This window comes from Gordonia sp. WA4-43 (assembly GCF_020520305.1).
In the GTDB taxonomy this organism is placed as follows: Bacteria; Actinomycetota; Actinomycetes; order Mycobacteriales; family Mycobacteriaceae; genus Gordonia; species Gordonia hongkongensis.
Map to the genome: position 1 here is coordinate 5,301,552 of NZ_CP084736.1, position 24,749 is coordinate 5,326,300.

26 protein-coding genes and 1 pseudogene are annotated in these 24,749 nt (G+C 67.1%); 7 read left to right on the plus strand and 20 right to left on the minus strand.

Annotation, left to right across the window (positions count from 1 at the left end; genetic code table 11):
- Positions 1-14: 14 nt before the first annotated feature.
- A complete protein-coding gene (locus tag LEL84_RS24080; protein WP_226512954.1) occupies positions 15-1,310 on the minus strand; it encodes an amidase in 1,296 nt (431 codons plus the stop codon).
- Between the two features lie 157 nt (positions 1,311-1,467).
- On the opposite strand from LEL84_RS24080, the gene LEL84_RS24085 reads away from it, so the two are divergent.
- The 3 genes from LEL84_RS24085 to LEL84_RS24095 are packed head-to-tail and all read left to right on the plus strand — an operon-like array spanning position 1,468 to position 4,688.
- The gene (locus LEL84_RS24085) at positions 1,468-2,922 is read left to right on the plus strand and encodes an MFS transporter (protein WP_226512955.1); all 1,455 of its coding nucleotides are present in this window, start codon (positions 1,468-1,470) and stop codon (positions 2,920-2,922) included.
- A 39-nt stretch (positions 2,923-2,961) separates the two neighbouring features.
- A complete protein-coding gene (locus LEL84_RS24090) occupies positions 2,962-4,134 on the plus strand; it encodes a flavin reductase family protein (protein WP_226512956.1) in 1,173 nt (390 codons plus the stop codon).
- Complete coding sequence (locus LEL84_RS24095) at positions 4,131-4,688, plus strand: nuclear transport factor 2 family protein (RefSeq protein ID WP_226512957.1); 558 nt, start codon at positions 4,131-4,133, stop codon at positions 4,686-4,688. The genes LEL84_RS24090 and LEL84_RS24095 overlap by 4 nt, the downstream gene beginning before the upstream one ends.
- Positions 4,689-4,710: 22 nt before the next feature.
- On the opposite strand, the gene LEL84_RS24100 is transcribed toward LEL84_RS24095, so the two are convergent.
- Complete coding sequence (locus tag LEL84_RS24100) at positions 4,711-5,073, minus strand: DoxX family protein (protein WP_226512958.1); 363 nt, start codon at positions 5,071-5,073, stop codon at positions 4,711-4,713.
- A gap of 155 nt (positions 5,074-5,228) precedes the next feature.
- Here LEL84_RS24100 and LEL84_RS24105 point away from each other — a divergent pair, with 155 nt between their 5' ends.
- Entirely contained in the window at positions 5,229-6,077 is an 849-nt protein-coding gene (locus tag LEL84_RS24105) for a sigma-70 family RNA polymerase sigma factor (RefSeq protein ID WP_226512959.1), read from the plus strand.
- 30 nt (positions 6,078-6,107) lie between these two features.
- Here the strand turns inward: LEL84_RS24105 and LEL84_RS24110 are convergent, their stop codons facing one another.
- Positions 6,108-7,808: an HNH endonuclease signature motif containing protein gene (locus LEL84_RS24110; RefSeq protein WP_226512960.1), complete on the minus strand. Its 1,701-nt coding sequence runs from the start codon at positions 7,806-7,808 to the stop codon at positions 6,108-6,110.
- A gap of 246 nt (positions 7,809-8,054) precedes the next feature.
- Complete coding sequence (locus LEL84_RS24115) at positions 8,055-8,417, minus strand: Rv2640c family ArsR-like transcriptional regulator (RefSeq protein ID WP_005179521.1); 363 nt, start codon at positions 8,415-8,417, stop codon at positions 8,055-8,057.
- 97 nt (positions 8,418-8,514) lie between these two features.
- Between LEL84_RS24115 and LEL84_RS24120 the strand changes: the two genes are divergently transcribed.
- Positions 8,515-9,000: an ArsI/CadI family heavy metal resistance metalloenzyme gene (locus LEL84_RS24120; RefSeq protein ID WP_005179519.1), complete on the plus strand. Its 486-nt coding sequence runs from the start codon at positions 8,515-8,517 to the stop codon at positions 8,998-9,000.
- Between the two features lie 22 nt (positions 9,001-9,022).
- Here the strand turns inward: LEL84_RS24120 and LEL84_RS24125 are convergent, their stop codons facing one another.
- Genes LEL84_RS24125 through LEL84_RS24145 form a run of 5 tightly spaced genes read right to left on the minus strand, consistent with a single transcriptional unit; the run spans position 9,023 to position 12,035 of the window.
- The gene (locus tag LEL84_RS24125; RefSeq protein ID WP_005179518.1) at positions 9,023-9,433 is read right to left on the minus strand and encodes a low molecular weight phosphatase family protein; all 411 of its coding nucleotides are present in this window, start codon (positions 9,431-9,433) and stop codon (positions 9,023-9,025) included.
- Positions 9,430-9,855, minus strand: a complete 426-nt coding sequence (locus LEL84_RS24130) for an arsenate reductase ArsC (RefSeq protein ID WP_012834432.1) — start codon at positions 9,853-9,855, stop codon at positions 9,430-9,432. Before LEL84_RS24130 ends, LEL84_RS24125 begins: the two co-directional genes overlap by 4 nt.
- Before the next feature lie 41 nt (positions 9,856-9,896).
- Positions 9,897-10,580: an arsenate reductase ArsC gene (locus tag LEL84_RS24135; RefSeq protein WP_005179509.1), complete on the minus strand. Its 684-nt coding sequence runs from the start codon at positions 10,578-10,580 to the stop codon at positions 9,897-9,899.
- Positions 10,573-11,676, minus strand: coding sequence for an ACR3 family arsenite efflux transporter (gene arsB, locus LEL84_RS24140; protein ID WP_005179505.1), 1,104 nt, complete (start codon positions 11,674-11,676; stop codon positions 10,573-10,575). Before arsB ends, LEL84_RS24135 begins: the two co-directional genes overlap by 8 nt.
- Positions 11,673-12,035 (minus strand): ArsR/SmtB family transcription factor, encoded by a 363-nt coding sequence (locus tag LEL84_RS24145; RefSeq protein ID WP_007240805.1) that lies wholly within the window; start codon positions 12,033-12,035, stop codon positions 11,673-11,675. Before LEL84_RS24145 ends, arsB begins: the two co-directional genes overlap by 4 nt.
- A 198-nt stretch (positions 12,036-12,233) precedes the next feature.
- Between LEL84_RS24145 and LEL84_RS24150 the strand changes: the two are divergent.
- A pseudogene (locus LEL84_RS24150) lies at positions 12,234-13,561 on the plus strand (integrase core domain-containing protein).
- A gap of 45 nt (positions 13,562-13,606) precedes the next feature.
- Here LEL84_RS24150 and LEL84_RS24155 read toward each other — a convergent pair.
- From LEL84_RS24155 to LEL84_RS24190, 8 genes are all read right to left on the minus strand, one after another.
- Positions 13,607-13,930 carry a DUF3349 domain-containing protein gene (locus LEL84_RS24155; protein ID WP_226512961.1) on the minus strand — a complete coding sequence of 108 codons (324 nt, stop codon included), beginning with the start codon at positions 13,928-13,930 and terminating at the stop codon, positions 13,607-13,609.
- A 7-nt stretch (positions 13,931-13,937) separates the two neighbouring features.
- Positions 13,938-14,219 (minus strand): hypothetical protein, encoded by a 282-nt coding sequence (locus LEL84_RS24160; RefSeq protein WP_226512962.1) that lies wholly within the window; start codon positions 14,217-14,219, stop codon positions 13,938-13,940.
- Between the two features lie 36 nt (positions 14,220-14,255).
- On the minus strand, positions 14,256-15,467 hold the full coding sequence (locus LEL84_RS24165; protein ID WP_226512963.1) for an inorganic phosphate transporter: 1,212 nt from the start codon (positions 15,465-15,467) through the stop codon (positions 14,256-14,258).
- 150 nt (positions 15,468-15,617) lie between these two features.
- A complete protein-coding gene (locus LEL84_RS24170; protein ID WP_226512964.1) occupies positions 15,618-15,980 on the minus strand; it encodes a GNAT family N-acetyltransferase in 363 nt (120 codons plus the stop codon).
- A 101-nt stretch (positions 15,981-16,081) separates the two neighbouring features.
- Positions 16,082-17,884, minus strand: a complete 1,803-nt coding sequence (locus tag LEL84_RS24175; protein ID WP_226512965.1) for an acetyl/propionyl/methylcrotonyl-CoA carboxylase subunit alpha — start codon at positions 17,882-17,884, stop codon at positions 16,082-16,084.
- Positions 17,885-18,090: 206 nt separating this feature from the next.
- On the minus strand, positions 18,091-19,644 hold the full coding sequence (locus tag LEL84_RS24180; RefSeq protein ID WP_226512966.1) for a condensation domain-containing protein: 1,554 nt from the start codon (positions 19,642-19,644) through the stop codon (positions 18,091-18,093).
- The gene (locus tag LEL84_RS24185; protein ID WP_058252692.1) at positions 19,641-20,078 is read right to left on the minus strand and encodes a SufE family protein; all 438 of its coding nucleotides are present in this window, start codon (positions 20,076-20,078) and stop codon (positions 19,641-19,643) included. Before LEL84_RS24185 ends, LEL84_RS24180 begins: the two co-directional genes overlap by 4 nt.
- A 13-nt stretch (positions 20,079-20,091) precedes the next feature.
- Complete coding sequence (locus LEL84_RS24190) at positions 20,092-20,988, minus strand: sulfurtransferase (RefSeq protein WP_055475116.1); 897 nt, start codon at positions 20,986-20,988, stop codon at positions 20,092-20,094.
- Positions 20,989-21,140: 152 nt separating this feature from the next.
- Between LEL84_RS24190 and LEL84_RS24195 the strand changes: the two genes are divergently transcribed.
- Positions 21,141-22,124, plus strand: a complete 984-nt coding sequence (locus LEL84_RS24195; RefSeq protein WP_226512967.1) for a metalloprotease — start codon at positions 21,141-21,143, stop codon at positions 22,122-22,124.
- Between the two features lie 26 nt (positions 22,125-22,150).
- On the opposite strand, the gene LEL84_RS24200 is transcribed toward LEL84_RS24195, so the two are convergent.
- The 3 genes from LEL84_RS24200 to LEL84_RS24210 are packed head-to-tail and all read right to left on the minus strand — an operon-like array spanning position 22,151 to position 24,701.
- Positions 22,151-22,819 (minus strand): Maf family protein, encoded by a 669-nt coding sequence (locus LEL84_RS24200; protein ID WP_226512968.1) that lies wholly within the window; start codon positions 22,817-22,819, stop codon positions 22,151-22,153.
- A 2-nt stretch (positions 22,820-22,821) separates the two neighbouring features.
- Positions 22,822-23,040, minus strand: a complete 219-nt coding sequence (locus LEL84_RS24205; RefSeq protein ID WP_171011626.1) for an acyl-CoA carboxylase subunit epsilon — start codon at positions 23,038-23,040, stop codon at positions 22,822-22,824.
- 32 nt (positions 23,041-23,072) lie between these two features.
- A complete protein-coding gene (locus tag LEL84_RS24210) occupies positions 23,073-24,701 on the minus strand; it encodes an acyl-CoA carboxylase subunit beta (RefSeq protein WP_226512969.1) in 1,629 nt (542 codons plus the stop codon).
- Positions 24,702-24,749: the final 48 nt, after the last annotated feature.

Below are 24,749 nucleotides of genomic sequence, written 5' to 3' on the forward strand. Positions count from 1 at the left end.
TCTCGCAGCCGGATTCAGGCCGGGACGACCGGATGGGACCGGAGCTCGTTCTCGAGCACCGCGGCGACCTCGAACAGGGCCGACTCCCGCCCCGGCAAACCGATCACCTGTAGTCCGAGGGGCATCCCGGAGTCCGTGGTCGCCCCGGGGACGACGACAACCGGGCAGCCGAGCAGCTGCCACGGTCGGCTGAGGACCGGCGACCCGGTCGCGGCGAGGCCGCTCGGTGCCGGTCCGGGTGCGGCGGGACCGACGATTACTGTGTGATCGCCCAGCGTCTCGGCCAGCAGATCCCGGGAGCGGTCGCGGCGGATGAGGGCGGCGGCGTGGTCGTCGGGCCGGACCGCGCGGCCGGCGTCGACGAGGTCGAGCAGCGCGGGGCTGAGCGCGGCCGCATGGTCCCGGACGACATCGTCCAGCGTCTCGGCCGCCTCATGGGACATGACGGTCACGTGGTCGTCGGCCAGGGTGCGGACATGATCGTCGTATTCGAGTGCGCGGGTCTCGACGTCGGCCCGCTCGAGCAGGTCCGGCAGCCGGTTGACGAGGTCCGCCATCGCCGGGTCGATCGGGTGCAGGTCGCTGCCGCCCCACACCACCACGGTCCGGACGGTGGAGCGACCGGGAACGATCGGCGAGCGGCCGGTGAAGGCGGTGTACACGTACTGCAGATCGGCGACGTCGCGGGTGAGGATGCCCAGCGAGTCCAGCGACTCCGAGAGTCCGCTGACGCCGGACAGATCCGTCGAGCCGTGCGCAAGGACCATGCCCGCGGCGCCGCAGTAGGCGGCCGGCCGGGTCAACGAGCCGGCGGTCTGCGTACCCAACGCCACCGGGATGACGCCCGCGCCGACGGCGGCCGCCGACCCGCTCGAGGATCCGCCCGGCGTGTGCTCGAGGTCGTGCGGATTGCGTGTCGGGCCGGGCGAGAAGTAGCCGAATTCGGTCGTGACCGTCTTGCCCTGGATCACCGCGCCCAGATCGCGAAAACGACTGACACAGGGCGCATCCGACGCTGCCGGCGACGACGACGTGACGGGTGAACCGGCACGGGTCGGCAGACCCTCGACGTCGATGAGGTCCTTGACCCCGAGCGAGACGCCTCGCAGGGGCCGACGACCCGGTATCCCATCCTGCCGGCGTGCCTCGTCGACGACGGCCGGGGACAGCTCGACCCACGCGCGCAGATCGGTGTCGGTGCCGACGATCTCCTCACGGACCTGTTCCGCGAGAATCTCCGCCGACACCACCTTCTCGTGGACCGCGGTCGCCTGCTCACTGATGGGCTGTTTCCAGTAGGCCGAGCTCACCGTTCCTCCTTCATGTGCTGGGACCAGTCTGCCCTCTCGCGCATCGCGGCGACAGTAAAGATTTCCCTCGTATCCCCGTAGGGACGGGTGGCCATAACGTCGTTGCCAGCCCCCGACAGCCCGGCGTCTTCGCACCCTGCCAGTCCAAGGAAACCCAATGAGCCTCAGAGAACCCGCGGTGACGACGCCGTCGTCGCCGACCGCCCCCGATCGACGAATCGACTTCGGCCGCATGTCGAGACGGGCCTGGATCGTCACCAGCATGCTCGTGTTGTTCCAGATCATCGCCTTCGCCGACAAGGCGGTGCTCGGCCTGGTCTCGGCCGACGCGATGCCCGAACTCGGCTTGACCGCAACCGAATTCGGATTCATCGGCAGTGCCTTCTTCTTCCTGTACGCGATCGTCTCGGTCGTCACCGGGTTCCTGGCGTCGAAGATCTCGGTGAAGTGGATCCTGTTCGCGATGGGCGTCACCTGGGCGGTGCTGCAATTCCCGATGCTGCTCGGCGGCGGCGCCGCCATCCTGCTGGTGACGCGGATCATCCTCGGCGGCGCCGAGGGGCCCGCGACCGCCATGTCGCTCACCTCCGCGCACACCTGGTTCTCGCCCACCCGTCGTGCGCTGCCGTCGAACCTGATCGCCGCCGGCTCCACGCTGGGACCTGTCTTCGCGGCGCCGCTGCTGGCCTGGGTCATCGCCGTGTGGGGTTGGCGCTGGGCGTTCGGTGTTCTCGGCATCATCGGCCTGGTGTGGGTGATCGCCTGGTGGGCGATCGGCGCGGACGGTCCCTACCGTCCCAAGAAGGCCTCGTCGCCGGACGAGCCGGCACTCGACACCGACGAGACCGCTGCCGATGCGAAGGAGGTCGCGACCTCCGCGGTCGACGAGCAGAAGCCGGTCAAGATCTGGCGTGCGCTGCTGAGCCTGGCGTTCATCTCCGCCGTGATCGGCGGGGCGTCGAACTTCTGGGTGCAGGGCTTCCTGACGACCTGGCTGCCCCAGTACCTGGGCACCGTGGTCGGGCTGTCGCTCGGTGAGGTCGGTGCGGTGACCACCGTGCCGTGGGTGGTCGGCGCGCTCGTCCTGCTCGGACTGGGTGCGCTCGGGCACCGGATGCTGCACCGGGGGAGTTCGGCACATCGGGCGATCGCCGTCCCGTTCGGCTGCGCCGCGGTCCTGGCCGGGTTGTGCTTCATCGCCATCCAGGCGTCGTCGGGGGTCACGGCGGTCGCGCTGCTGTGCCTCGCCGGTGGATGCAGCCTGGCGTTCCCGATGACCGCCACCGCGATCGGTTATGCGGTCGGCGCTCGGCAGCGACCGATCCTCATGGCCACCCTCGGCGGCGTGGCGTCGTTCGGCGCGGTCATTTCGCCGATCCTGGTCGGCTGGCTCATGACCGACGCGGGGTATGTGTCGCCGCCGAAGGGTGAGAAGCCCAGCGCGGAGATGGCCGACAACATGGCGGCCGGCGTGCACCAGGCGTTCACGATCACCGGCATCGTCCTGCTGGTCGGCGGCGCACTGTGCATCGCCTTCCTCCGACCGGAGCGACTCGGTGCCATTCTGCAGAAGCGTTACGTCCAGGAGCCGGTCGAGGCCCGGTCCGCCTGAGTGCCCGACCACCGCGACGATTCGATCCCAGGAGAAGACATGTCCGACAACGTGATCAGTGCCATCGACCCAGGCTTCTTCCGAAATGTGATGGGGCACTATCCCACCGGCGTGGTCGTGGTGACGGGACGCGGTGACGACGGCTCCGTGCTGGCCATGGTCGTCGGGACTTTCAGTTCGGTGTCGATGGACCCGCCGTTGGTGTCCTTCATGCCGATGAAGACCTCGCGCACCTTCGAGAAGATGCGGGCCTGCGAGTCGTTGTGCATCAACATCCTCGGCGGTGAACAGGAGGACGTCGTCCTCACCATCGCGCAGCGTTGGGAGGACAAGCTCGCGGGCATCGACTGGTTCCCTTCGCCGTCGGGCGATCCGGTTCTCGCGGATTCGGTGGCCTGGATCGACACCCGCATCAGCAACGTCGTCGAAGCAGGCGATCACTGGATAACGCTCTGTGAGGTGCGGGATCTGGCCGTGACCAACCCGGTGTCGCCGCTGATCTTCTTCCAGGGTGGTTACGGCAGCTTCGTGTCGACGTCGCTGATGGCCCGAATGGACCACGAGATCCTGCCGACGATCCACGCCGCGCACGCGGCGCGCCCGCAGGTGGAGGCATTGGCGACGTCCGTCGGCTGCGAGGTGTCGGTCCTCACCGCGGTCAGCCGCGACGAGATGGCCGTCGTGTTGTCGGCCACCGCGCCGGGCGTCGACCGTGAGGAAGGCCTCGCGTACCGCATCCCGATGGTGCCGCCCATCGGGGACACGTACGTGTTCGACCAGGACGACGAGACCCGGGAGCGGTGGCTGGCGAAGCTCCGGCATGCCGACGATGATGTGCGACAGGTACATCGCGACCGTCTCGACTTCGTGCGGCGGCACGGTTACCTGGTGTCCTTTCTGCCCGATGCCTCATCGACTGCGTACGAGGAGATGCGAGAGGCGACGAAATCCTATGAGCGAGGGCGGTTGACGCCTTCGCAGGAACGCGAGATCTGCGAGTCCATCGGGAAGTCGGCCGTGGACTATCGCCTCCGCGAGGTGCGACCCGATCAGACCTATGACGTCGGTTCCGTCGTCCTGCCGATCCGGGACGCACGCGGCGGATACTCGATGACGCTCCGGTTGTCGCAGTTGCCGCTGGGCGTGAACGGCTCTGAGGTCGAGGCCTGGATCTCGGAGGCGCGTGCGGTGGTCGAGGTGCTTGGCCGATGAGCGACGACGATGCCAGGATCTCGGCGCTCGTCGCGCGGGTCGAGACCCTGGAGGCCGAAGCCGAGATCCGACGAATCCAGGCTCGATACATGTTCCTCTGTGACACCCCGTGTCCCGAACCCGGTCTCGCGGATGACGCCGAGCGCATCGAGCGCATCCTGGACCTCTACACCGACGACGCGGTGTGGGAGGGCGTCGGCGAGTACTACGACGGACAGTTCGGGCGTGCGGAGGGCAAACAGGCCATCCGCGAACACTTCCAGCGCTTCTGGAGCGAGAAGCGGGACCCGGCACTGCTCCTCAACGCGCACTACCTGACGTCGGAGCAGATCCACGTCGACGGCGACGAGGCCGAAGGGCAGTGGATTCACATGCAGCCGTGGTTGTTCGGCGACGGCTCGGCCCTGCTGCGGTCGAGCCGGCTGAACAACGCCTTCCGGAGGGATGAGGGCCGGTGGCGGATCACCCGCACCCGCACCGAGAACGTCTTCATCGCGCCGCTTCCCAACGGATTCGCCGAAAGCCACCCGTCGGCGTCGGTGTTGATGGGCTGAGGCGGTCGACGCCGGTGACGGGTCACGCGCCTGTGGTCAGTCGGATCATGTAGACCGTAGCCGCCACGCCGAGGAGCAGGAAGGCGCCCGGGAACGCGATGTTGTAGAAGACGCGGGCCCGCACATGGGCGATGACCGCGCCGACGAAGAACAGAGTGAGCCCGGTTCCGGCGGCGACGCCGATCCAGGGTTCGATCGTCAACCCGAGGACGAGCCCTGCTGCTCCGGCGGCCTTGAGTGTCGCGAGGTGGGGCAGGAACCGAGGTGGGACGTGGACCTCGGCCGAATTGGCCAGCACGAACTCGGCCCGGGCGAAGTCGGCGATGGCGATACCGGCATTGGCCACGATGCAGATGATCGTGGCGACGAACAGGGCGGTGGTCATCGCCGGGGGCCCTTCGCCGGTCGGGTTCCGCCGCGCGGTGGCCGGGTCGGTACGGTCGACATGTGTCCTCCTCTGAGGTGGGTTGTCGGATGGACGATGTGAGTGTGGTGCTCTCATCCGTACCGACGTCCTGCCCCACGAGAAGGTGACATCCGGTGGTACCGACCTCAGAGTTCGAAGATCTACGACCGCAGCTGACCGCCATGGCGTTCCGGATGCTCGGCTCGATCCACGACGCCGAGGACGCCGTGCAGAGCACGTGGCTCAACTCGCTGCGTGTCGACGGCACCGAGATCCGCAACCCTGCCGCATGGTTGACGACAACACTCACCCGGGTGTGTCTCGATCAGTTGCGCGCCCGCGGCAGACGACAGGAAGATCCGCTGTTCGCCGACGCTCTCCCCGCGGAGGCTGTCGCGGCCGACGAGCTCTACCTGCAGCGCGAGAACGTGTCGCGCGCGCTGATGGTGGTCCTCGATCGGTTGACGCCGTCGCAACGCGTGGCCTATGTGCTGCATGACCTCTTTGCGGTGCCGTTCGGCGAGGTCGCAACGGTCCTCGGCACCAGCGTGGACGGTGCGAAGAAGCATGCGAGCCGGGCACGCGGCCGGATCGCGTTGACGCAGCTGGACTCCGAGTCGAAATCCGAGCTGCCGTCGGCCGCCGCGGCCCGGGTCGTGGACGCCTTCTTGGCCGCGGCGCGCGGCGGCGATCTCGATGCGATGGTCGCGCTGCTGGCTGATGATTGCGTCCGTGTCGCCGACCGGTCACTGGTCCCGCCGGACACACCGACCGTGGTCCGGGGCGCCCGGGCGGTCGCGGAGGAGACCCGGTTGTTCGTCGATCGCATCCGGGCGAGTACACCGATGTGGCTGGGAGGTCGGATGGTTCATGTGATCGCACCGGGCGGTCACCCGCTCGCCGTCATCGACATCGCCGTGAAGGGTGGGCGAGTCGTGCGGATCGACATTCGTCGCATGACGTCACCCGCCGTGTCCAGGTAGTCCTGACCGGCGATGTGGCCTCTGCGGTGTTCAGAAGGGCGGCGGGTTGGCGTCGTTCCAGCGCTTCTCGGCGCGTTGGTGGCGTCGGAAGTCGTTGTCGCGCTGCGTGTCGAGTCTGTCGCGGGCGGGATGATCGGGTGACCGTCTGGGGAAGAGCTTGTTGAACAGGTCGCGTCCGCTGAAGGCGTTGCCGACGAACATGTGCCCGGTGGGTGTGGTGAACCAGGCGGTCTGGAGTTCGTCTTGGTGGTCCTGCCAGCTGGTGAAGGTCTTGATGCGGTGATGGAACCGGCACAGCGGTTTGAGGTTGCGCGCATCGGTCGGGCCACCGCGACGCGGGTCGGCGTGGTCGAAGGGTTCGGTGTGGTCGAGATCGATCTGCCAGACCGGGGCGTTGCAGCCCGGGAAGGTGCAGCACAGTTCGCCGGCACGCACCAGCGCCTGCAGCTTCTTCGACGGGGTGTACCGCGTTGTCGAACTGTCTGCGTCTGGAGCCGGTGAACCGTCGGGTCCGGTAGGAGCGGGGTGGATGTAGGTGCGGCGCGCTTCGGCGAGCAGCTGCCGGGCGGTGTCGGCGTCGATGATGCCATGGCGGTCGAGGAAAGCGGGATCGTTGTCGAGACCGAACAGGGTCGACAGGTTCACCACGATGTGAAACGTCGCGCGCGGCGCAGCCGAATCCGACGCCGAGGCGGCCGGCTCAGCCGGGTCATCGACAACGACGTCGGCTGACGGGTCGACGATGGTGTCCGCCTCCGTCATCGCAGCAGTTGGTGCAGGCGGCTCGACGGTCCCCACTGTCGCTGCGTCGGAGTCTGTTGCTGTGTCGGGTTCGGTTGCGGCAGGTCGGCAGTCGTCGCATAGGCACGTGATGGCGGCTTCACCGCGAGCGAGCGCTCTCATAGCATCGACCCGGCGGTTGGCCAACTTTCGAGGGTCACCGGCGTGGACCGCGGTGGCCATCGCCGTCAGGCGGGCGTCGAACTCGGCGGCATCAGCATGGGGCAGCGTGCCGGAGATCCGGGACTGCCCGGGTGTGAAGCGGTCGGGGGTGACGGTCACCTTGCGGTCGGACTTCACCCGCTCCTTGCGTCGACGGACCGCGTCGGGCGCCCACTTGGCGACGATGGAATCGACCATAGCGGTGAACCGGGCCGTGGACATCGGTGCGCGGGCGAAGATCGCCTCGGCGAGATGGGCGTCGACGGTCTGCATCTCTTCGTCGTCGGTGATGAGATCGGTGCGCTTGAGAGCGATGAGGAAGCGCCGCTTGTCGATTCGACCACACGCGAGTGCGTGTCCGGTGAAGGAGAGTCGGTAGCGCAGTGCGTCGCCGGCTTCGATGAGGTCTTTCGCCTCAGCCGGTGTCACGGTGAGGGTGGCACCGACTTCGGCGATGGCCTGTTCGAGACCGTTCGGTCCGAACTGCTCGTAGGGGTTCTCGCCCGCGGCCACTCGCGCGGACAGGTGCTCGAAGGCTTCGATGGAGTCGAGTTCGCCGCTGTGCGTCTCGGCGCGCCGCTGGGCGTAGTCCATCTCGCGTTCATCGTGAATGAGGCTGGCAACGACCATCATTCGATGCGCGGACGCTGCCGCCAAGCCCGCGCAGTGGTTGAGGACCTCGACGAGTTCGGATGCGGAGAGTTCATGGTCGGGACGAAAGCGCGGCTCGACCGACTCCTGTGATGGGTCCACCGATGTGGTGGATCCGGCCCCCGCCCCCGATGACATACCTCCACGATACTCGAATATACGTTCGAGTCAAGAGTGGTTATCGCCGATCTGCAACTGTCATCTCGCAGGACATCGGTGTCACTTCCGCATCAAGACACTGGTGACAGTGTGAGGGGTCTTGGTGGTGACACTTCTTCATTTGGTTTCCGCCACGCACCGCTATGTGCCTTGCGTTGCGTGGCGCGGTTGCCGATGAGGGGGGGGGGCTGACGCAGGTGCTCAACTGACCGCGCCTGCGACGGTTCAGCAGCACCCCGTGATGGCGCTGAGAACGCTGCGCAGCGCTTCCAACGACTCTGGCCGGGCACGGTAGTAGACGTTCATCCCTCGTCGGTCAGGTGCGACCATGCCGGCCTTGCGGAGCTGCCCCAGGTGGTGGCTCGTGGTGGCCTCGGTGAGGCTGACCGCGGTCGCGAGGTCGCAGGTGCAGATCCCCTCACCGGTGTCAGTGAGCAGAATCGAGACGAGTTTGATCCGGACCGGATCGGCCAGCGCCTTGAGCCGCAGAGCGATTTCTAGGGCGGTGTCGTCATCGAGAGGGGCCGCCGACACGGGCGCACAGCAGATCGGGGCACTGATGTCGACCATCGGCAGGGCCTTCGGCATGACCCGACCATACCCTGGTACTTGACATATGTCGAAAAGGTGGCACCCTGCAGGTGTCAGTAGTTCGATATATGTCTCACAGGTGAAGGTGATGGTCATGTCCCGTATGCAGCTCGCGCTCAATGTCGATGATCTCGATACCGCGATCGAGTTCTACTCCAAGCTGTTCAACACCACCCCGGCCAAGCGCAAGCCGGGATACGCCAACTTCGCGATCGTCGAGCCGCCACTGAAGCTGGTGCTGCTGGAGAATCCCGGCCAGGGCGGCACGATCAACCATCTCGGCGTCGAGGTCGAGTCGAGCGAGAAGGTGCACGCCGAGATCGCCCGGTTGTCCGGGGAGGGTCTGTTCACCCAGGAGGAGATCAACTCCACCTGTTGTTTCGCGACGCAGGACAAGGTGTGGGTGACCGGGCCGGCGAAGGAGAAGTGGGAGGTCTACACCGTGCTGGCTGACTCCGAGACGTTCGGGACCAGCCCGAAACTGTTGGAACAGAACGCCACCGAGGACGCCGAGCAGGGTTCGGTGTGCTGCGGCGGCAACGCCGCAGACCAGGCCGAGGCGCGCACAGCCTGCTGCTGACAGCCTCGGTTCGCGTTCTCGCCTACCGCGCGATGCGGTCGGCGAGGGCGCGGATCCGGTTGGTGATGTCGTCGCGGATCAGCCGCATTCGTTCGATACCGTCGATGCCCCGTCCGGAGGGTTCGTCGGTGTCCCACACTTCGAGGGCGACGCCGTCGGGTGGGGTGACCTCGGCGGTGCCGACCACCACGACCAGGTCCACGGCTTGCATCAGTTCATCGGTGAGTTGCCGCGGCTGATGTCCGACGACGTCGGCGCCGACTTCGGCGAGTACCTGGGCGGACAGTTCGTTGACCTGGCCGCCGATTTTCGCGTTGGTGCCGGCTGAGGATGGGGTGATCCGGTCGGTGACTGTCGGTGTGAGGTGTTCGGCCATCACCGATTTGCCGCGGTTGGACACGCACACGAACAACACCTGCGGTGGTGTGCTCATTGGCCGACCTGCTGGTCGGCGGGTACCAGTTCGTCGAGGAGGTTCGCGACGAGTCCGCGGATCTGATCGCGGATGGGGCGGACCGCGTCGATGCCTTGGCCGGCTGGGTCGTCGAGAGCCCAGTCCCGGTAGCTGACGCCGGGGAACACCGGGCACGCATCGCCACAGCCCATGGTGATCACGACGTCGGAGGATTCGACGGTGTCGGGGGTGAGGATCTTCGGTGACTGTGCGGAGATGTCGATACCGACTTCAGCCATCGCCTCGACCGCGGCCGGGTTGATGGAGTCGGCGGGAGCAGATCCGGCGGAGCGGACCTCGACGCTGCCCTGGCTCAAGGCGGTGAGGAAACCGGCGGCCATCTGCGAGCGGCCAGCGTTGTGGACACACACAAATAGCACCCTAGGTCGAGATGTAGACATGAGACACAAGCCCTTTCAGCTGTGAAGGAACATCAGATACGTCACACACGTTCGGTGGTGAGTTCGGTGAGAAGACCACGAACTCGGGCGTCAAGATCGTCGCGGATCGCGCGAACCTCGTCGAGGGGACGGCCCTGGGGGTCCGCGACCGTCCAGTCCAGATAGCGTTTGCCGGGATAGATCGGACACGCGTCGCCGCAACCCATGGCTACGACCACGTCGGCGGCGGCGACTACATCGTCGGTGAGCGGTTTGGGGTACTGCGTGCCCATGTCGACGCCGATCTCGGTCATTGCTTCGACGACGGTGGGGTTGATCGAGTGCGCGGGGGCTGACCCGGCGGAGCGCACGTGTACCCGCCCGGCGGCGTGGTGGGTCAACAATCCGGCGGCCATCTGTGAGCGGCCGGCGTTCTGGACGCAGACGAACAGAACTTCGGGCACATCCTTGGGCACCGATCCATCGGACTGGGCCAGGGCGCGTAACCGATCAGCCGCGAACCTGCCCGCCAAGGTCGTCAGGTGCGCATGCACCCGGGAGGTGCGCCGTAAGGCGGTGTAGGACTCGAACACACAGCGTTCCACCGTCTGGCGAGACACCACCCCCTCATACTTGGCGGCCAGGTCAGCGGCGGTACGGGCGAGCACGGCATGGGGCATCAACAGTTCGGGCTGCGCGCGGTGTTCACTGCGACTTAGCTGCTCGTCCAACAGATCCTCAGGCATCGCGAGCCGGCTCCTTCGACACATCCGGGCTGGAGGCAGTGGTTGGGGTGGTGAAGCGTTTCCGCAGTGCCAGGGACACGTACACGAGGGCGACGAGGACGGGGACCTCGATGAGTGGTCCGATGACTCCGGCCAGGGCCTGGCCGGATGTTGCACCGTAGGTGGCGATCGCGACGGCGATGGCGAGCTCGAAGTTGTTGCCCGCGGCGGTGAACGCCAGCGTGGTGGTTCGCGCATACCCCAGCCCCATCGCGGCCCCGAGCACGAACCCACCGCCCCACATCACCGCGAAGTAGATCAGCAGCGGCAGAGCGATCCGCACGACGTCCCACGGCTGCGACGTGATCTGCTCACCTTGCAACGCGAACAGGATGACGATGGTGAACAGCAACCCGTAAAGGGCCCACGGCCCGAGACGCGGCAGGAACGAGGACTCGTACCAGTCGCGGCCTTTGGTTCGCTCGCCGATGCGGCGGGTGAGGAAGCCTGCGACCAGGGGTATACCGAGGAAGATCAGCACCGACTTCGCGATCTGCCACGGCGAGGTGTCGATGGTGGTCTGCTCCAGGCCCAGCCATCCGGGCAACACCGAGAGGTAGAACCAACCCAGCACGGCGAACATGACCACCTGGAACACCGAGTTCAGTGCGACGAGAACAGCAGCGGCTTCGCGGTCGCCGCACGCCAGGTCGTTCCAGATGATGACCATCGCGATGCATCGGGCCAGGCCGACGATGATCAGTCCGGTCCGGTACTCCGGCAGATCCGGGAGCAGGAGCCAGGCCAGCGCGAACATCAACGCCGGTCCGATGATCCAGTTCAACGCCAACGACCCGAGTAGCAGGCGACGATCACCGGTGACCGAGTCGAGTCGGTCGTAGCGCACCTTGGCCAGCACCGGATACATCATGATCAGCAATCCGAGGGCGATCGGCAGCGAGATGCCGTCGAGCTCGACCGCCGCCAAAGTGTCACCCAGGCCGGGGACGACTCGACCGAGCAGCAGTCCGGCGACCATCGCGGCGCCGATCCACACCGGCAGAAACCGGTCCAGCGTCGACAACTTGCCCGCGACCGCGGTGTCGGTGGCGGTCACTGGTCGGCCTCACACGACCGCGTTTCCCCCACGACCGTGGCGAGATCGCCCAGCAGGCCCGACAGTTGTTGCAGCGCTTCGGTGTTCACCCGGTAGTACACCCAGGTCGCGCGGCGCTCGCTGGTCACCAGACCCGCCTGGCGCAGCACCTTCAGATGGTGCGAGATCGTCGGCTGCGACAGCTCGAACGGCCCGGAGATGTCGCACACGCACGCCTCGCCGCCCGGATGCGCAGCGACCTCCGACAGCAACCGCAGTCGAACCGGATCAGCGAGTGCCTTCAACAGTGGGGTGACAGCCCCGGTCTCGTCGCTACTGAGGCCGCGGCCGGGTGGCAGCAGGAGATTCTTATTCGACACGCGTCAATATTGACACACGTCGATGCAGGCGACAAGGTGGCCGACCTGGAAGCAGGCTTGCGCTTTCGCGTTGGTGTCCACGACAAGCAACCGGTTGGGCTCCGATCGAACCGCCATCCTCGGGTCAGCTCACGTGCCGCATTCAACGCTCAGACGGTGGCTGTTAATGAACCTATCGACCCTGTCGTCCGGCTAGCTATCTCGCAGTGGCCTGATGATGCACCCCGCGGAGCGGTCTCAACATTCTGCGTCGAACACGGAATTTCTCGAAAGTCGTTCTACGAGCTGCGTAAACGCGCCAAAGTCGAGGGGCCCGCGGCAGCCCTCGAACCGCGGACCCGCCGCCCAAAGTCGAGCCCGTCAGCGCTCAGTGACGAGGTCAAGTCACAAGCGGTGGCGGTGCGCGCCGCCTTGGAAAGGTCGGGTCTGGACCACGGACCGATCAGCGTGCACGACAAGATGCGGTCGATGGGCATGGCACAGGTCCCCTCGACAGCATCGCTGGCCCGCATCTTCCGCGATGCCGGAGTAGCCCGGCGTGAACCGAGAAAGAAGCCCCGCTCGGCGTGGCGGCGGTTCGTCTATCCCGCACCGAATGCGTGCTGGCAACTCGACGGCACCGAATACGTTCTGACCGGCGGACGTACGTGCGTCATCCTGCAACTGATCGACGATCACTCTCGCTACGCCGTGGGCTCCCACGTGGCCGCCGGTGAGACCTCCGACGCCGCGATCGCGGTGTTCGACAAGGCGGTGACCGCTCACGGCGTGCCCCAGCGACTCCTCACCGACAACGGGCCCGCTTTCAACCCCTCACGCCGCGGCCGCATCGGTCAACTCGTCGAACACGCCCACGCGCTCGGAGTCGAAACAATCACCGGCAAGCCCTACAAGCCCACCACGCAGGGCAAGAACGAACGCTTCCACCAGACACTGTTCCGCTACCTGGACAAACAGCCACTTGCCGACACCCTGGCCGAGTTGCAGGCCCAGGTCGACGCGTTCGACCACATCTACAACACCGAGCGGCCTCACCAAGGACTGCCCGGGCGGGTCAAACCGTTGACCGCCTGGCAGGCAACACCGAAAGCCGACGCGCCACACCCCAAATTCGGTCGGCCGTTGCTCGATCCGCCGACACCACGCCCTCGGCCCGCACAGCGGCAACCCACCGACCTACCCGACGGCGTCCTGGCCAGAACTGTCAGCACCTCCGGCACCATCAGCGTGGACGCAGTCACCTACATGGTCGATGTGGACCACGCCTTCGACCAGGTCCTCGTTGTCACCGACGACAACACAATCGTCATCGCCAACACCGAAGGCGAAGTCCTCGTCGAACACCCCCGACCCGCCCCAGGAATCACCTACGTCGGAAATCGACAACCCCGCGGCCCACGCCCCACCAAGAAGACCGCACCGTCACCGAAGTCCTGACACACCAAGTGTCACCAATGTCCAGATGCAGAAACGTCACCGATGTCCCGATACATCACATCGCCGATCTGCAACGCCTACGAATGTAACCACCGAGCACCGACAGACGCCCCGAAATGTCAGTTGTCGAGCCGTCAGTTCAGCGGTTCGTCGTCGAACGGCCAGCCCGAGGCCGCGAGATGCCTTCGGACACGGGCGATGTCGTCCTCGTGGGGGAGATCCTGGGTGATCGCGCTGATCTTGACCCCGGCGTCGATCTTCGAGATCGGTTCGGGTGGTGGCGGCGCATCCCCATGGTCACGGATGAGGTCGACGGACACCCTCTCCGCCTCCTCGTCGCTGAGTTGCCGACGCAGCAGCGCGAACAACGGGACGTAGTCTTCGCGGGGAACTCCGTCGGGGTAGCCGACGCGCAACCAGTCCACGATCCGCCTGAGGAACTGCCGTCGGTCCGCCACGGTCCGCCTACTTGTAACCGAACGGGAAGATCTTCACGTCGAAGTAGTAGTAGATGGTCTGCCGCGTGATCCACAGCAGGGCCGTAACGATCACGAGTGCGACAACCGCGAAGATCGCGTAGCCGAGCAGGCGCAGGGGTGCGTTGCCGTTCGAGATGGTGCCGTCCGCGCCGACACCGGGCGCGCCCTGCGCATGGCAACGCAGGCCCACGGCGAACAGCGCCGGAAGCCCGGCGCCGAGAATCAGGCCCACCAGCAAGACCTTCATGATCGATTCGACGATGTCCATCGGTGTTCGAGTCCTTTCGGGGTGCGTCGGTGACCGTCAGGCGATCGCGGTGGGCTCGGCGTCGTCGGCCGGAACGATCGAGTCGGTGGTGTCGTCCCAGTCGGCGTTGACGTTGCGCGCGTCGATCTTGTTCTGCTGCGCGCGCCAGTACAGGTATCCGGACGCTGCGAGCAGGAGAACGAAGATCGTGATGCCGCCCGCGACGTCGCCCAGCAGACTGGCGATGTAGTAGCAGAAGGCGCCGACGAGTCCCGCTGCCGGCAGCGTCGTCATCCACGCGACGGCCATGCGCCCCGCCACCGACCACCGAACCTGCGCACCCTTCTTGCCGACCCCCGATCCCAGGATCGACCCGGTCGCCACCTGCGTCGTCGACAGGGCCATGCCGGCCGCACTCGAGGTGAGGATGATCGCGGCCGACGAGGCCTCGGCCGCCATTCCCTGAGGTGAACTGATCTCGACGAGTCCCTTGCCCAATGTCCGGATGATGCGCCAACCGCCCAGGTAGGTCCCGATCGCGATGGCCGCGGCGCAGGAGAAGACGACCCAGAAGGGCAGCCCGTGGCTCACCGTCGATGCGTCGAGGTGGCCGGTCACGATGAGCGCCATCGCGATGACGCCCATCGTCTTCTGGGCGTCGCCGGTTCCGTGGGCCAGTGACACCAGTGAGGCGCTCGCAATCTGGCCGTACCGGAATCCGGCCTCTTTGCGATTCGCCTCGATGCGTCGGGTGATCGTGAACACGAGCCACGTCCCGCATGCCGCCACGATGCAGGCGATGACCGGCGCGAACAGGGCGGGCACGATGATCTTCGAGAGCACACCGTGCCAGTTGATGCCGGAGAGGCCGATGGCCGCGATGCCGGAACCGATCAGCCCGCCGAAGAGTGCGTGCGACGACGAGGACGGCAGGCCGAACAGCCACGTGAACAGGTTCCACAGAATGCCGCCGATGAGCCCGGCGAAGATGATCAGCAGCGCGGTGGTCGGGGTGAGTCCGGTGACGACGTCGCCCGACGTCTGCTGGATGTTGAGGACGTCCTTGGTGATGGTGGCGGCGACTTCTACGGACAAGAACGCGCCGACGAGGTTGAGGACGGCGGAGATCCCTACGGCGACCTTGGGTTTCAGAGCTCCGGTGGCGATCGAGGTGGCCATGGCGTTACCGGTGTCGTGAAACCCGTTGGTGAAGTCGAAGCCGAGTGCCGTGATCACCAACAGCACGAGAAGGAGCATCTCTCCGGTCATGGCCCAATCATGCTGCCGGACCGCAGGTCTCGCCTAAAAGTCCGATGCCGGGATTGCCGTTTTTGTCCTGGGTCTTTGCCGGCGCAACGTCAGGTGTTCCTCAACAGTTCATCTACGGCGTCGTCGCAGGGTCGTCGGTGGCTCCAGTCCTCATCCGAGTTCGCGGTCGAACGAGGCATCGACCAGTAGTCCGAGTGCACCCTCGGCGAATCGGGAGACCGGCCCGACCGCCGCGTCGAGCGCCTCGTCGTAGCCGTCGCGGGCCTGGCCCCACAGGCGGCCCGACGAGCCGTTCGGCGTGACCCCGATCAGGGCGATGAGCTCACCGGTGGTAGGAATGCAGATCGCCCAGACGAATCGTGTCTCCGACTCCCAGTCACGCTGCGCCGCAGCGACGAACGCGGCGGGGTCGTCGACCTCGAGATGAGACAACGCCGGGACGTCGGTGATCCGCTCGTCCGCACGAAGCGCACGCAGATACCACGTCCCGGCGTTGATCTCGACTGGTTGCATTGCCTTGTTGTACGCCCGCCCTTCGAGGCTCGTCGCTTGCGCTCCTCGCACCTCAGGGAGCAGGGGCGCTCGCACCTCAGGCAGCGAGGGAGCGGTGTGTCCTACTTCAGCTCGAGCAGCACCGTGCCCTGGGTGACGGCAGCGCCGGCCTCGATGGTGAGGCCGGTGACGACGCCGTCCTTGTGGGCGGTGACCGGGTTCTCCATCTTCATGGCCTCGAGGACGACAACCAGATCACCGGCGGCGACCTCCTGGCCCTCCTCCACAGCGACCTTGACGACGGTGCCCTGCATCGGAGCGGCCACGGCGTCGCCGGAAACGGCTGCGCCGCCGCCCTTCTTGCGCGAACGTGCCTTCGGCTTCTTGCGGACGACGCCGTTGGCCGAGCCGACACCGCCACCGAGGGCGAGATCGCCGGGCAGCGACACCTCGACGCGACGGCCGCCGACCTCGACGACGACGTTCTGCCGCGGGGCGGCGTCGTCCTCCTCGATGGGCTCGCCGCCGGTGTACGGCTCGATCGGGTTGTCCCAATCGGTCTCGATCCACTTGGTGTAGACGTCGAACTTCTCACCGTCGCCGATGAAGGCGGGGTTGGAGACGATGTGCCGGTGGAACGGGATGACCGTCGCCAGGCCCTCGACCTCGAACTCGGCCAGTGCACGACGCGAACGCTCCAGCGCCTGCTCGCGGGTCTCGCCGGTGACGATCAGCTTGGCCAGCATCGAGTCGAACTGGCCGCCGATGACGTCACCCTCGACGACGCCGGAGTCGACGCGGACGCCGGGGCCGGTCGGCTCCTTGTAGACCGAGATCGGTCCCGGGGCGGGCAGGAAGTTGCGGCCGGCGTCCTCACCGTTGATGCGGAACTCGAAAGCGTGACCGCGCGGGGTCGGGTCCTCGGTGAACTCCAGCTTCTCGCCGTTGGCGATGCGGAACTGCTGACGCACCAGGTCGATGCCCGCGGTCTCCTCGGTGACCGGGTGCTCCACCTGCAGGCGGGTGTTGACCTCGAGGAACGAGACCAGCCCGTCGCTGCCGACCAGGAACTCGACCGTGCCGGCGCCGTAGTAGCCGGCCTCGCGGCAGATGGCCTTGGCGGACTCGTGGATCTTGGTGCGCTGCTCGTCGGTCAGGAACGGAGCCGGGGCCTCCTCGACCAGCTTCTGGAATCGACGCTGCAGCGAGCAGTCGCGGGTGCCGGCGACGATGACGTTGCCGTGCTGGTCGGCGATGACCTGGGCCTCGACGTGGCGGGCCTTGTCGAGGTAGCGCTCGACGAAGCACTCGCCGCGACCGAACGCCGCGACGGCCTCACGCGTGGCCGACTCGAACAGGTGCGGGATCTCCTCGATCGTGTAGGCGACCTTCATGCCGCGTCCACCGCCGCCGAATGCCGCCTTGATGGCGACCGGCACGCCGTGCTCCTGGGCGAAGGCGACGACCTCGTCGGCGTCCTTCACCGGATCCTTGGTGCCGGGGGCCATCGGTGCGTCGGCCTTGAGCGCGATGTGACGCGCGGTCACCTTGTCGCCGAGGTCGCGGATCGACTGCGGTGACGGACCGATCCAGATCAGCCCGGCGTCGATGACGGCCTGCGCGAAGTCGCCGTTCTCCGACAGGAAGCCGTAACCCGGGTGGATCGCGTCGGCGCCGGATTTCTTGGCCGCGTCGAGGATCTTGTCGAAGACCAGGTACGACTCCGCCGATGTCTGCCCGCCCAGTGCGAAAGCCTCGTCGGCGAGTTTGACGAACAGTGCGTTCGCGTCGGGCTCGGCGTACACCGCGACGCTCGCGATGCCTGCATCCCGGGCGGCGCGGATCACGCGGACAGCGATTTCGCCACGGTTGGCGATGAGGACCTTGCTGATTGCGGACGGAGTGTTCGCAGAGGTACTGGGCACTTGTTCTCCTGGGCCTTACTCGTACTCAGGTGCACGACGCGGTAGCGCACGCGACACGTTGGGCGGACGTCGGTCAAGTCTGGCGGCCCGCCGTCACCGGCCGGGATGCGGACGGCGAGGGCGATGCGACACCTTCGCGGTGCAGGTGTCGTGACCTTCCGGGCAATACCCTAGCCCACCGAGCAATCGTTCGGTGGAGCCCTGGGTCACAACGCCGGAGAGAATGTGCTCGCATCACCGAGGCGTCGGACCAGTTCGGCGAAAGCACGCAGGTAGGCGTGGACGGGACCACCTGTCGGGTCGATCGCCCAACCGTCTTCGGAACGGGCCTCGGCGGCGGGAAATGTGACGTTTCCCTCATGTTGTGCACCCGGGGTGTTCGCCGAGGCGGCGACGCCGAGCTCACGCAGTGGCGACTCGCGCGGGAACCGGGCGGAGTACCGCAGCCCCGACGGGGTGCGGTTGATCCAGATGTACACCTCGTCGGGCGAGTAGCTGTGACTGCGGAGGACCTTCGCACGCCCCGCGTCGGCGGCCCCGGCGCCCGGCGCATAGCGCGTGTCGATGAACGAGATGACGAACCGCGGGCCACCCTCGTGCCCGATCAGGTCGGCCACCCGCAGGAACGGCAGCGAAGCGCCCTGACGCCCGTGCTTGAGCGCGGCGGTGGATCGGACGACGGCCTGGTCGAACGTCGGGGAGTCGGACATGTCCAGACAGAAGGGAGCGACCCCGACGAACCAGCCGAGGGAGGTCAGCCAGCGGGCGTCGTCGCGCGTGTGCCGCGGCAGCACACACCGGAACTGCCGATCGCCGGTCAGTTCGTGGTGCACGACGGCGAAGGCCGCCAGCACTCCGGCGGTCAGCGTGCCGCCGGCCTCCGAGCAGATCGCGGTGAACCGGTTGGCCGTCGCGTCGTCGGCGACGACACCCCACAGGGACTCCTGGGGAAGTGCCGCGTCCGTGTCGACATCGTCGGGGGCGGCATCGTCGTGGGTGCGGTGGCCGGTGGCCGGATCGGCCGTGTGCAGACCGGGCATGTCACCGTTGCCGGCGGCCAGGAACTCCGACCACAAGCCGACGGCCGGATGATCGCGCCCGGTCTGGTCGGCGAGCCGGCGTTCCGCGGCGCTGAAGTCGACATAACTGCCGACCTCGGGCAGATTCGCGCCGCGATGCTCCCGCGCCGCCCGGTACATCGACACCAACTCCTGCTGGGCCATGATCAGCGAGTACCCGTCGACCAGCGAGTGATCGGCGGCGAAGAGGAGCGTGAACGAGCGTTCGCGTCCGACCGTCGCGAACCGGTAGGCCGGCCAGTGCAGCGGGGCGGTGGCGCGATCGAACGAGCCCGCCAGTTGCTCGACGAGCGGACCCGACTCGGCGTACCAGCCGACCCGGCCCATCTTGAGTTTCACGGTCCCCGGCGCGGTGGTCAGCCGCTGCAGGCCGGAGCCCTTGATGACGACGTGACTACGCAGCACCTCGTGCCGGTCGATCCACTGGGTCAGCACCGACCGGATGGCCGGAATCGACAGCGGCTCGTCGAACTCGATGCTCAACCCGAGCCAGGCCTCACGTCCGCCCTCGCGACGCGTGCGGACCCGGTACTCGAACGCCGCGCGCAGATGCTGCTCGTGATTGTGCGAGGTCAGGCGCGAGTCGTAGTCCCAATTGCCCAGTCCGCCCGGCACATACGGCGTCCACTCGACGAGACCGCCGGGCGCGATGGGTTCGTCGCGGATCTGGATGAACTTCATGCCCCGGGCGTGTCGGGCACCTGGGCGCGAACCTGCGCCTTGATGCGGCCCAGCATGCCCGCCATACCCCGCAGGCGTAGCGGACTCACGGCGCTGCCGAGTCCCAGGTCGTAATAGAAATCCGATGGCACGTCGAGGATTTCGCGCGCCGACGCGGTGTCGAGTCCCTGATGCAGGATGGCGGCGAAACCGCGGGTCGTCGGCGCCTCGCGCGGAGCGCTGAAATACAGCCGCACCGACGACGGGTCCGCGGCGTCGACGGACAGGAAGACCGGCGACTGGCACTCGGGTACCGGTTCCATCGCATCCTGCTCGAGATGCGCCGGTATGTCCGGCAATTCGCCGGCGAACTCGAGCAGGAGCGTGACCTTGTCGGAGTCGCCGAGTGCGCCGAAGTCGTCGACGATCTCGGCCAGGGCTGGAGGCAGACTCATCGTGCGGTCGGGTTCACTCGGTGCCGGGAACGGCGCCCGGCTCCTCGCCGACGGCGATCGGCACGCGCACCGCGTTGCCCCACTCGGTCCACGATCCGTCGTAGTTGCGGACCGCGGTGTGCCCCAGCAGATGTGTCAGCACGAACCAGGTGTGGCTCGACCGCTCACCGATGCGGCAGTAGGCGATCGTGGGCGTCTTCGGGTCGAGCCCGGCGTAGATCTCGTCGAGTTCGGCGCGGCTGCGGAAACGGCCGTCGGGGGCGGCGGACTTCGCCCACGGGATCGAGATGGCGGTCGGGATGTGCCCGCCGCGCAGCGCGCCCTCCTCCGGGTAGTCCGGCATGTGCGTGCGCTCGCCGGTGTACTCCTGCGGGGAACGGACGTCGACGAGGGGCTCGGTGCCCAGGGCCTCCAGGACCTGCGGCGCGAACGCGCGGATCTTGGCGTCGTCGCGCTCGACCACCGGGTAGTCCGACCGCGGGTAATCGGGGACGTCGAAGGAGGTGTCACGGTCCTCGGCCATCCAGGCGTCGCGGCCACCGTCGAGCAGGCGGACGTCCTCGTGGCCGAACAGGGTGAAGACCCACAGCGCGTAGGCGGCCCACCAGTTGCTCTTGTCGCCGTAGATCACGACGGTGTCGTCGCGTTCGATTCCCTTGCTGCGCATCAGTTCCGCGAACTGCTCGCCGTTGATGTAGTCGCGCGTGACCGGGTCGTTGAGATGAAGGTGCCAGTCGATCTTCTGAGCGGTCGGGATGTGGCCGATGTCGTAGAGCAGCACATCCTCGTCGGACTCGATGATCTTGAGTCCTTTGGCGCCGAGATGCGCCGACAGCCACTGGGTCGTCACCAGCCGCTCGGGGTGGGCGTAGTCGGCGAAGGCCGGATTCGGGTCGGTGTCAACGCTCACGGTGCTCTCCAGCTCGCTGTTCGGACGTTCCGCGTGGATCACGCGCGGACCATCTGCGGTCCCGCTGATAAAGCGTAGGGCATCGGCCGGAGCGTGCTTCGATCAGACGACAAACCCCAGGTGAAGCGGGTCCCGCCTGCTACGTTCGCCGAATGATCGATCGACGCGGGCCCCTCGCGATGCGGTGGGCGGTCGCTCTGGCCGCCGTGGTGACACTGTCTGTCGGAAGCGGATGCGCACTCATCCCGTCCGAGGATTCCGGGGAGTCCCGTCCGTCGTCCGCGTCGACAAGCAGCGCACCCAGTCCGACGCCGTCGCGCTCAACGGACCCGACCGGCGACGCCGACGCGGCGCAGTGCCGGCCCGACGACTGCCCGAAGTTGCCGACGCCGACCGCGGAACTCATGACCAGCGGGGTCACCCCGGCCAATGTGGACACCGCGGTGCCCGACTACCTGACCACGCTCCTCGACGACCTCGACCAGACATGGGGTGGGTGGTTCGACGAACTGGGCTGGGGCGACCCGGCACCGGGACGGGTGCTGATCGAGTCCGGCACCTCCTTCGCCACGGAGTGCATTGCCGGCGAAGAGGATTCGAACCCGGTACCGATCCCGTCCGACGAGGCCAACGCGTTCTTCTGTGGAGTGGACACCGAACCGAACGGAGAGGGCACCCCGACCGAGGGCAGCATCGTGCTCCCGGTCGACACCTTCGCGGCCATCTGGGACGGCAACGTCTTCGGGGTGCCGTCGCCGATCGTCGGCGACTTCACCGCGGCGATCGTGGTCGCGCACGAGTACGGCCACAACGTCGTGTTCCGGATGGCCGAGGCGTTCGACATCCCCGACAGCCGTCTCCCGGCCGGCAAGAACAGCGAGCTCATCGCCGACTGCCTGGCCGCGAACTGGGGTGCAACCGCCTACCAGCGTGATGCGCTCGGCGCGCGGGAGATCCTGCAGGTCGCGACGCTGCTGCCGATCATCGGCGACACCGGCGGCGCCTCCGGACACGGCTCGGCGCGCGAACGTGCGGTGGCGTTGACGGTCGGACTGACCGGCCCGCAGTTCAACCGCCAGGGTCAGCCGGTCGACTGCATCGAGCGGTACTGGCCGGAATTCTTCGAGGTGGAGTAGGGCCACCTCAGGGAGCGGGGTCGTCGTCAGTGGCGCCAGAAGTCGGTGACCGAGAGCCCGACGTCGGCCAGGAGGGTGCGGACCAGCGGCAGGCCGATACCGATGACCGATGACGGGTCGCCCTCGATGCGCTCGACCAGCCAGCCACCCAGACCGTCGAGGGTGAATGCGCCGGCCACCTGTAGAGGTTCACCGCTGGCGACATACCGCTGGATGACGTGGTCGTCGGCGGCGGCGAAATGGATCGTGGTGGAGCTCGTCCCGCCGGCGGTCGCGGGCCGGTCGAGGCGGATCAGGTGATGGCCGGTCAGCAAGTCCGCGCTACGACCGCCCATCTCCGACCACTGCGCGACGGCGCGTTCGGGGGTGTGCGGTTTGCCGAGCAGCCGGCCGCCTAGATGGAGCATCGAGTCGCAGCCGATGACGGCCACGGGGCTGCCGGACCCGGCGAGCTCGGCGATCTCCGGAAGTGCCGCAACGGCTTCCGCCTTCGCGCGGGCGAGTTCGGCGACCACCACATCGGCCGGTGTGGAATCGGGGAGCGCGGCGAGGAGCGCATCCTCGTCGACATCCGACACCCGCACGACCGGCTCGACGCCGGCCGCCCGAAGGATGCGGAGCCGGGCAGGGGAGGCCGAACCGAGTACGAAGATCGGGCCGGGAGTACCCGGCCCGATCTCGGATTCGGATGTCATCGTCAGTAGCGCAGGTTGGTGAAGCTTCCCGGGCCGCCCCACTGCGGACGCAGTCGGTCGATCGGGTGGCCCCAGTCGTTCCGGGTCTCGGGCTCGGCCGAACCGCCGCCCGAACCGGCACCGGCGAGGACGGTCACCAGCACGGCGAGGTCCTCGTCGGTCGGATTGCCGCCGACGACCGTCAGGAACGGACGCTCGGACTTGGTGGAGTCTTCGCTCACGGAATTCTCGCTCTCGGAACTGACCGCTGGTGTCACAGGGGGATGTTGCCGTGCTTCTTGGGCGGCAGGTTGACCATCTTGCGCTCGAGCAGCTTGAGCGCGGTGGCGATCTGACCGCGGGTGTGGCTCGGCGGGATCACCGCGTCCACGTATCCGCGGGCGGCCGCGACATACGGGTTGACGAGGGTGTCCTCGTACTCCTCCTGCAGCTGCAGACGCAGTGCGTCGACGTCCTCACCCTTGGCGGCCGCGTCCTTGAGCTGGCTGCGGTAGACGAACCCGACCGCACCCGAGGCGCCCATGACGGCGATCTGGGCGGTGGGCCACGCCAGGTTCACGTCGGCACCCATGTGCTTGGAGCCCATGACGTCATACGCGCCGCCGTAGGCCTTCCGGGTGATGACGGTGATCTTGCCGACCGTCGCCTCGCCGTAGGCGTAGAGCAGCTTCGCACCGCGACGGATGATGCCGCGGTATTCCTGATCGGTACCGGGAAGGAAGCCCGGGACGTCGACCAGGGTGACGATGGGGATGTTGAAGGCGTCGCAGGTGCGTACGAACCGGGCGGCCTTCTCCGAGGCGTCGATGTCGAGGCAGCCGGCGAACTGCGTCGGCTGGTTGGCGACGATGCCGACGCTGCGGCCGTCCACCCGGCCGTAGCCGATGATGATGTTGGTCGCGTACTCGGCCTGCACCTCGAGGAACTCGTCGTCGTCGAGGATGCGACGGATGACCTCGTGCATGTCGTAGGGCTGGTTCGGCGAATCCGGGATCAGCGTGTCGAGCTCGAGGTCCTCTTCGGTGAGGGTGTCCTCGATGGAACCGGCGGCCGGCTGCGCGACGGGCAGACGCGGGGCATCGGCGCGGTTGTTGCTCGGCAGGTAGCTCAGGAGTTCCTTGACGTACTCCAGGGCGTCCTCTTCGTCGGAGGCGACGTAGTGCGCGGTGCCCGACTTCGACATGTGCGTGTGCGCACCGCCGAGCTCCTCCATCGTCACCTCTTCGCCGGTGACCGTCTTGATGACGTCCGGGCCGGTGATGAACATCTGGCTGGTCTGGTCGACCATGACCACGAAGTCGGTGAGCGCGGGGGAGTACACGTGACCGCCGGCCGCGGCGCCCATGATCAGCGAGATCTGCGGGATGACACCGGAAGCACGCACGTTGCGGTGGAAGATCTCGCCGTAGAGGCCGAGCGAGACCACGCCCTCCTGGATGCGGGCGCCGGCGCCGTCGTTGATGCCGATCAGGGGGCGACCGGTCTTGATCGCGAGGTCCATGACCTTGACGATCTTCTCGCCGTAGACCTCGCCGAGGCTGCCGCCGAAGACGGTGGAATCCTGCGAGAAGACGCAGACCTCGCGACCGTCGATGGTGCCGTAACCCGAGACGACGCCGTCGCCGAGCGGGCGGCGCTCGGCGAGTCCGAAGTTGGTGCTGCGGTGCCGGGCGAGGGCGTCGAGTTCGACGAAGGAACCCTCGTCGAGCAGGTGGGTGATCCGTTCCCGCGCGGTGAGCTTGCCCTTGGCGTGGGTCTTCTCGACGGCGGCCTCACCCACCGGATGCTTGGTCTCCTCGAGACGATTGCGCAGATCGGCGAGCTTTCCCGCCGTCGTGTGGATGTCGGGAGCGGCGGCGGCGTCGCGCGAAGCAGTGGTCATGACTGACGATGCTAACTACCCGAGTGTGAGCCACGTCAACCGGATCAA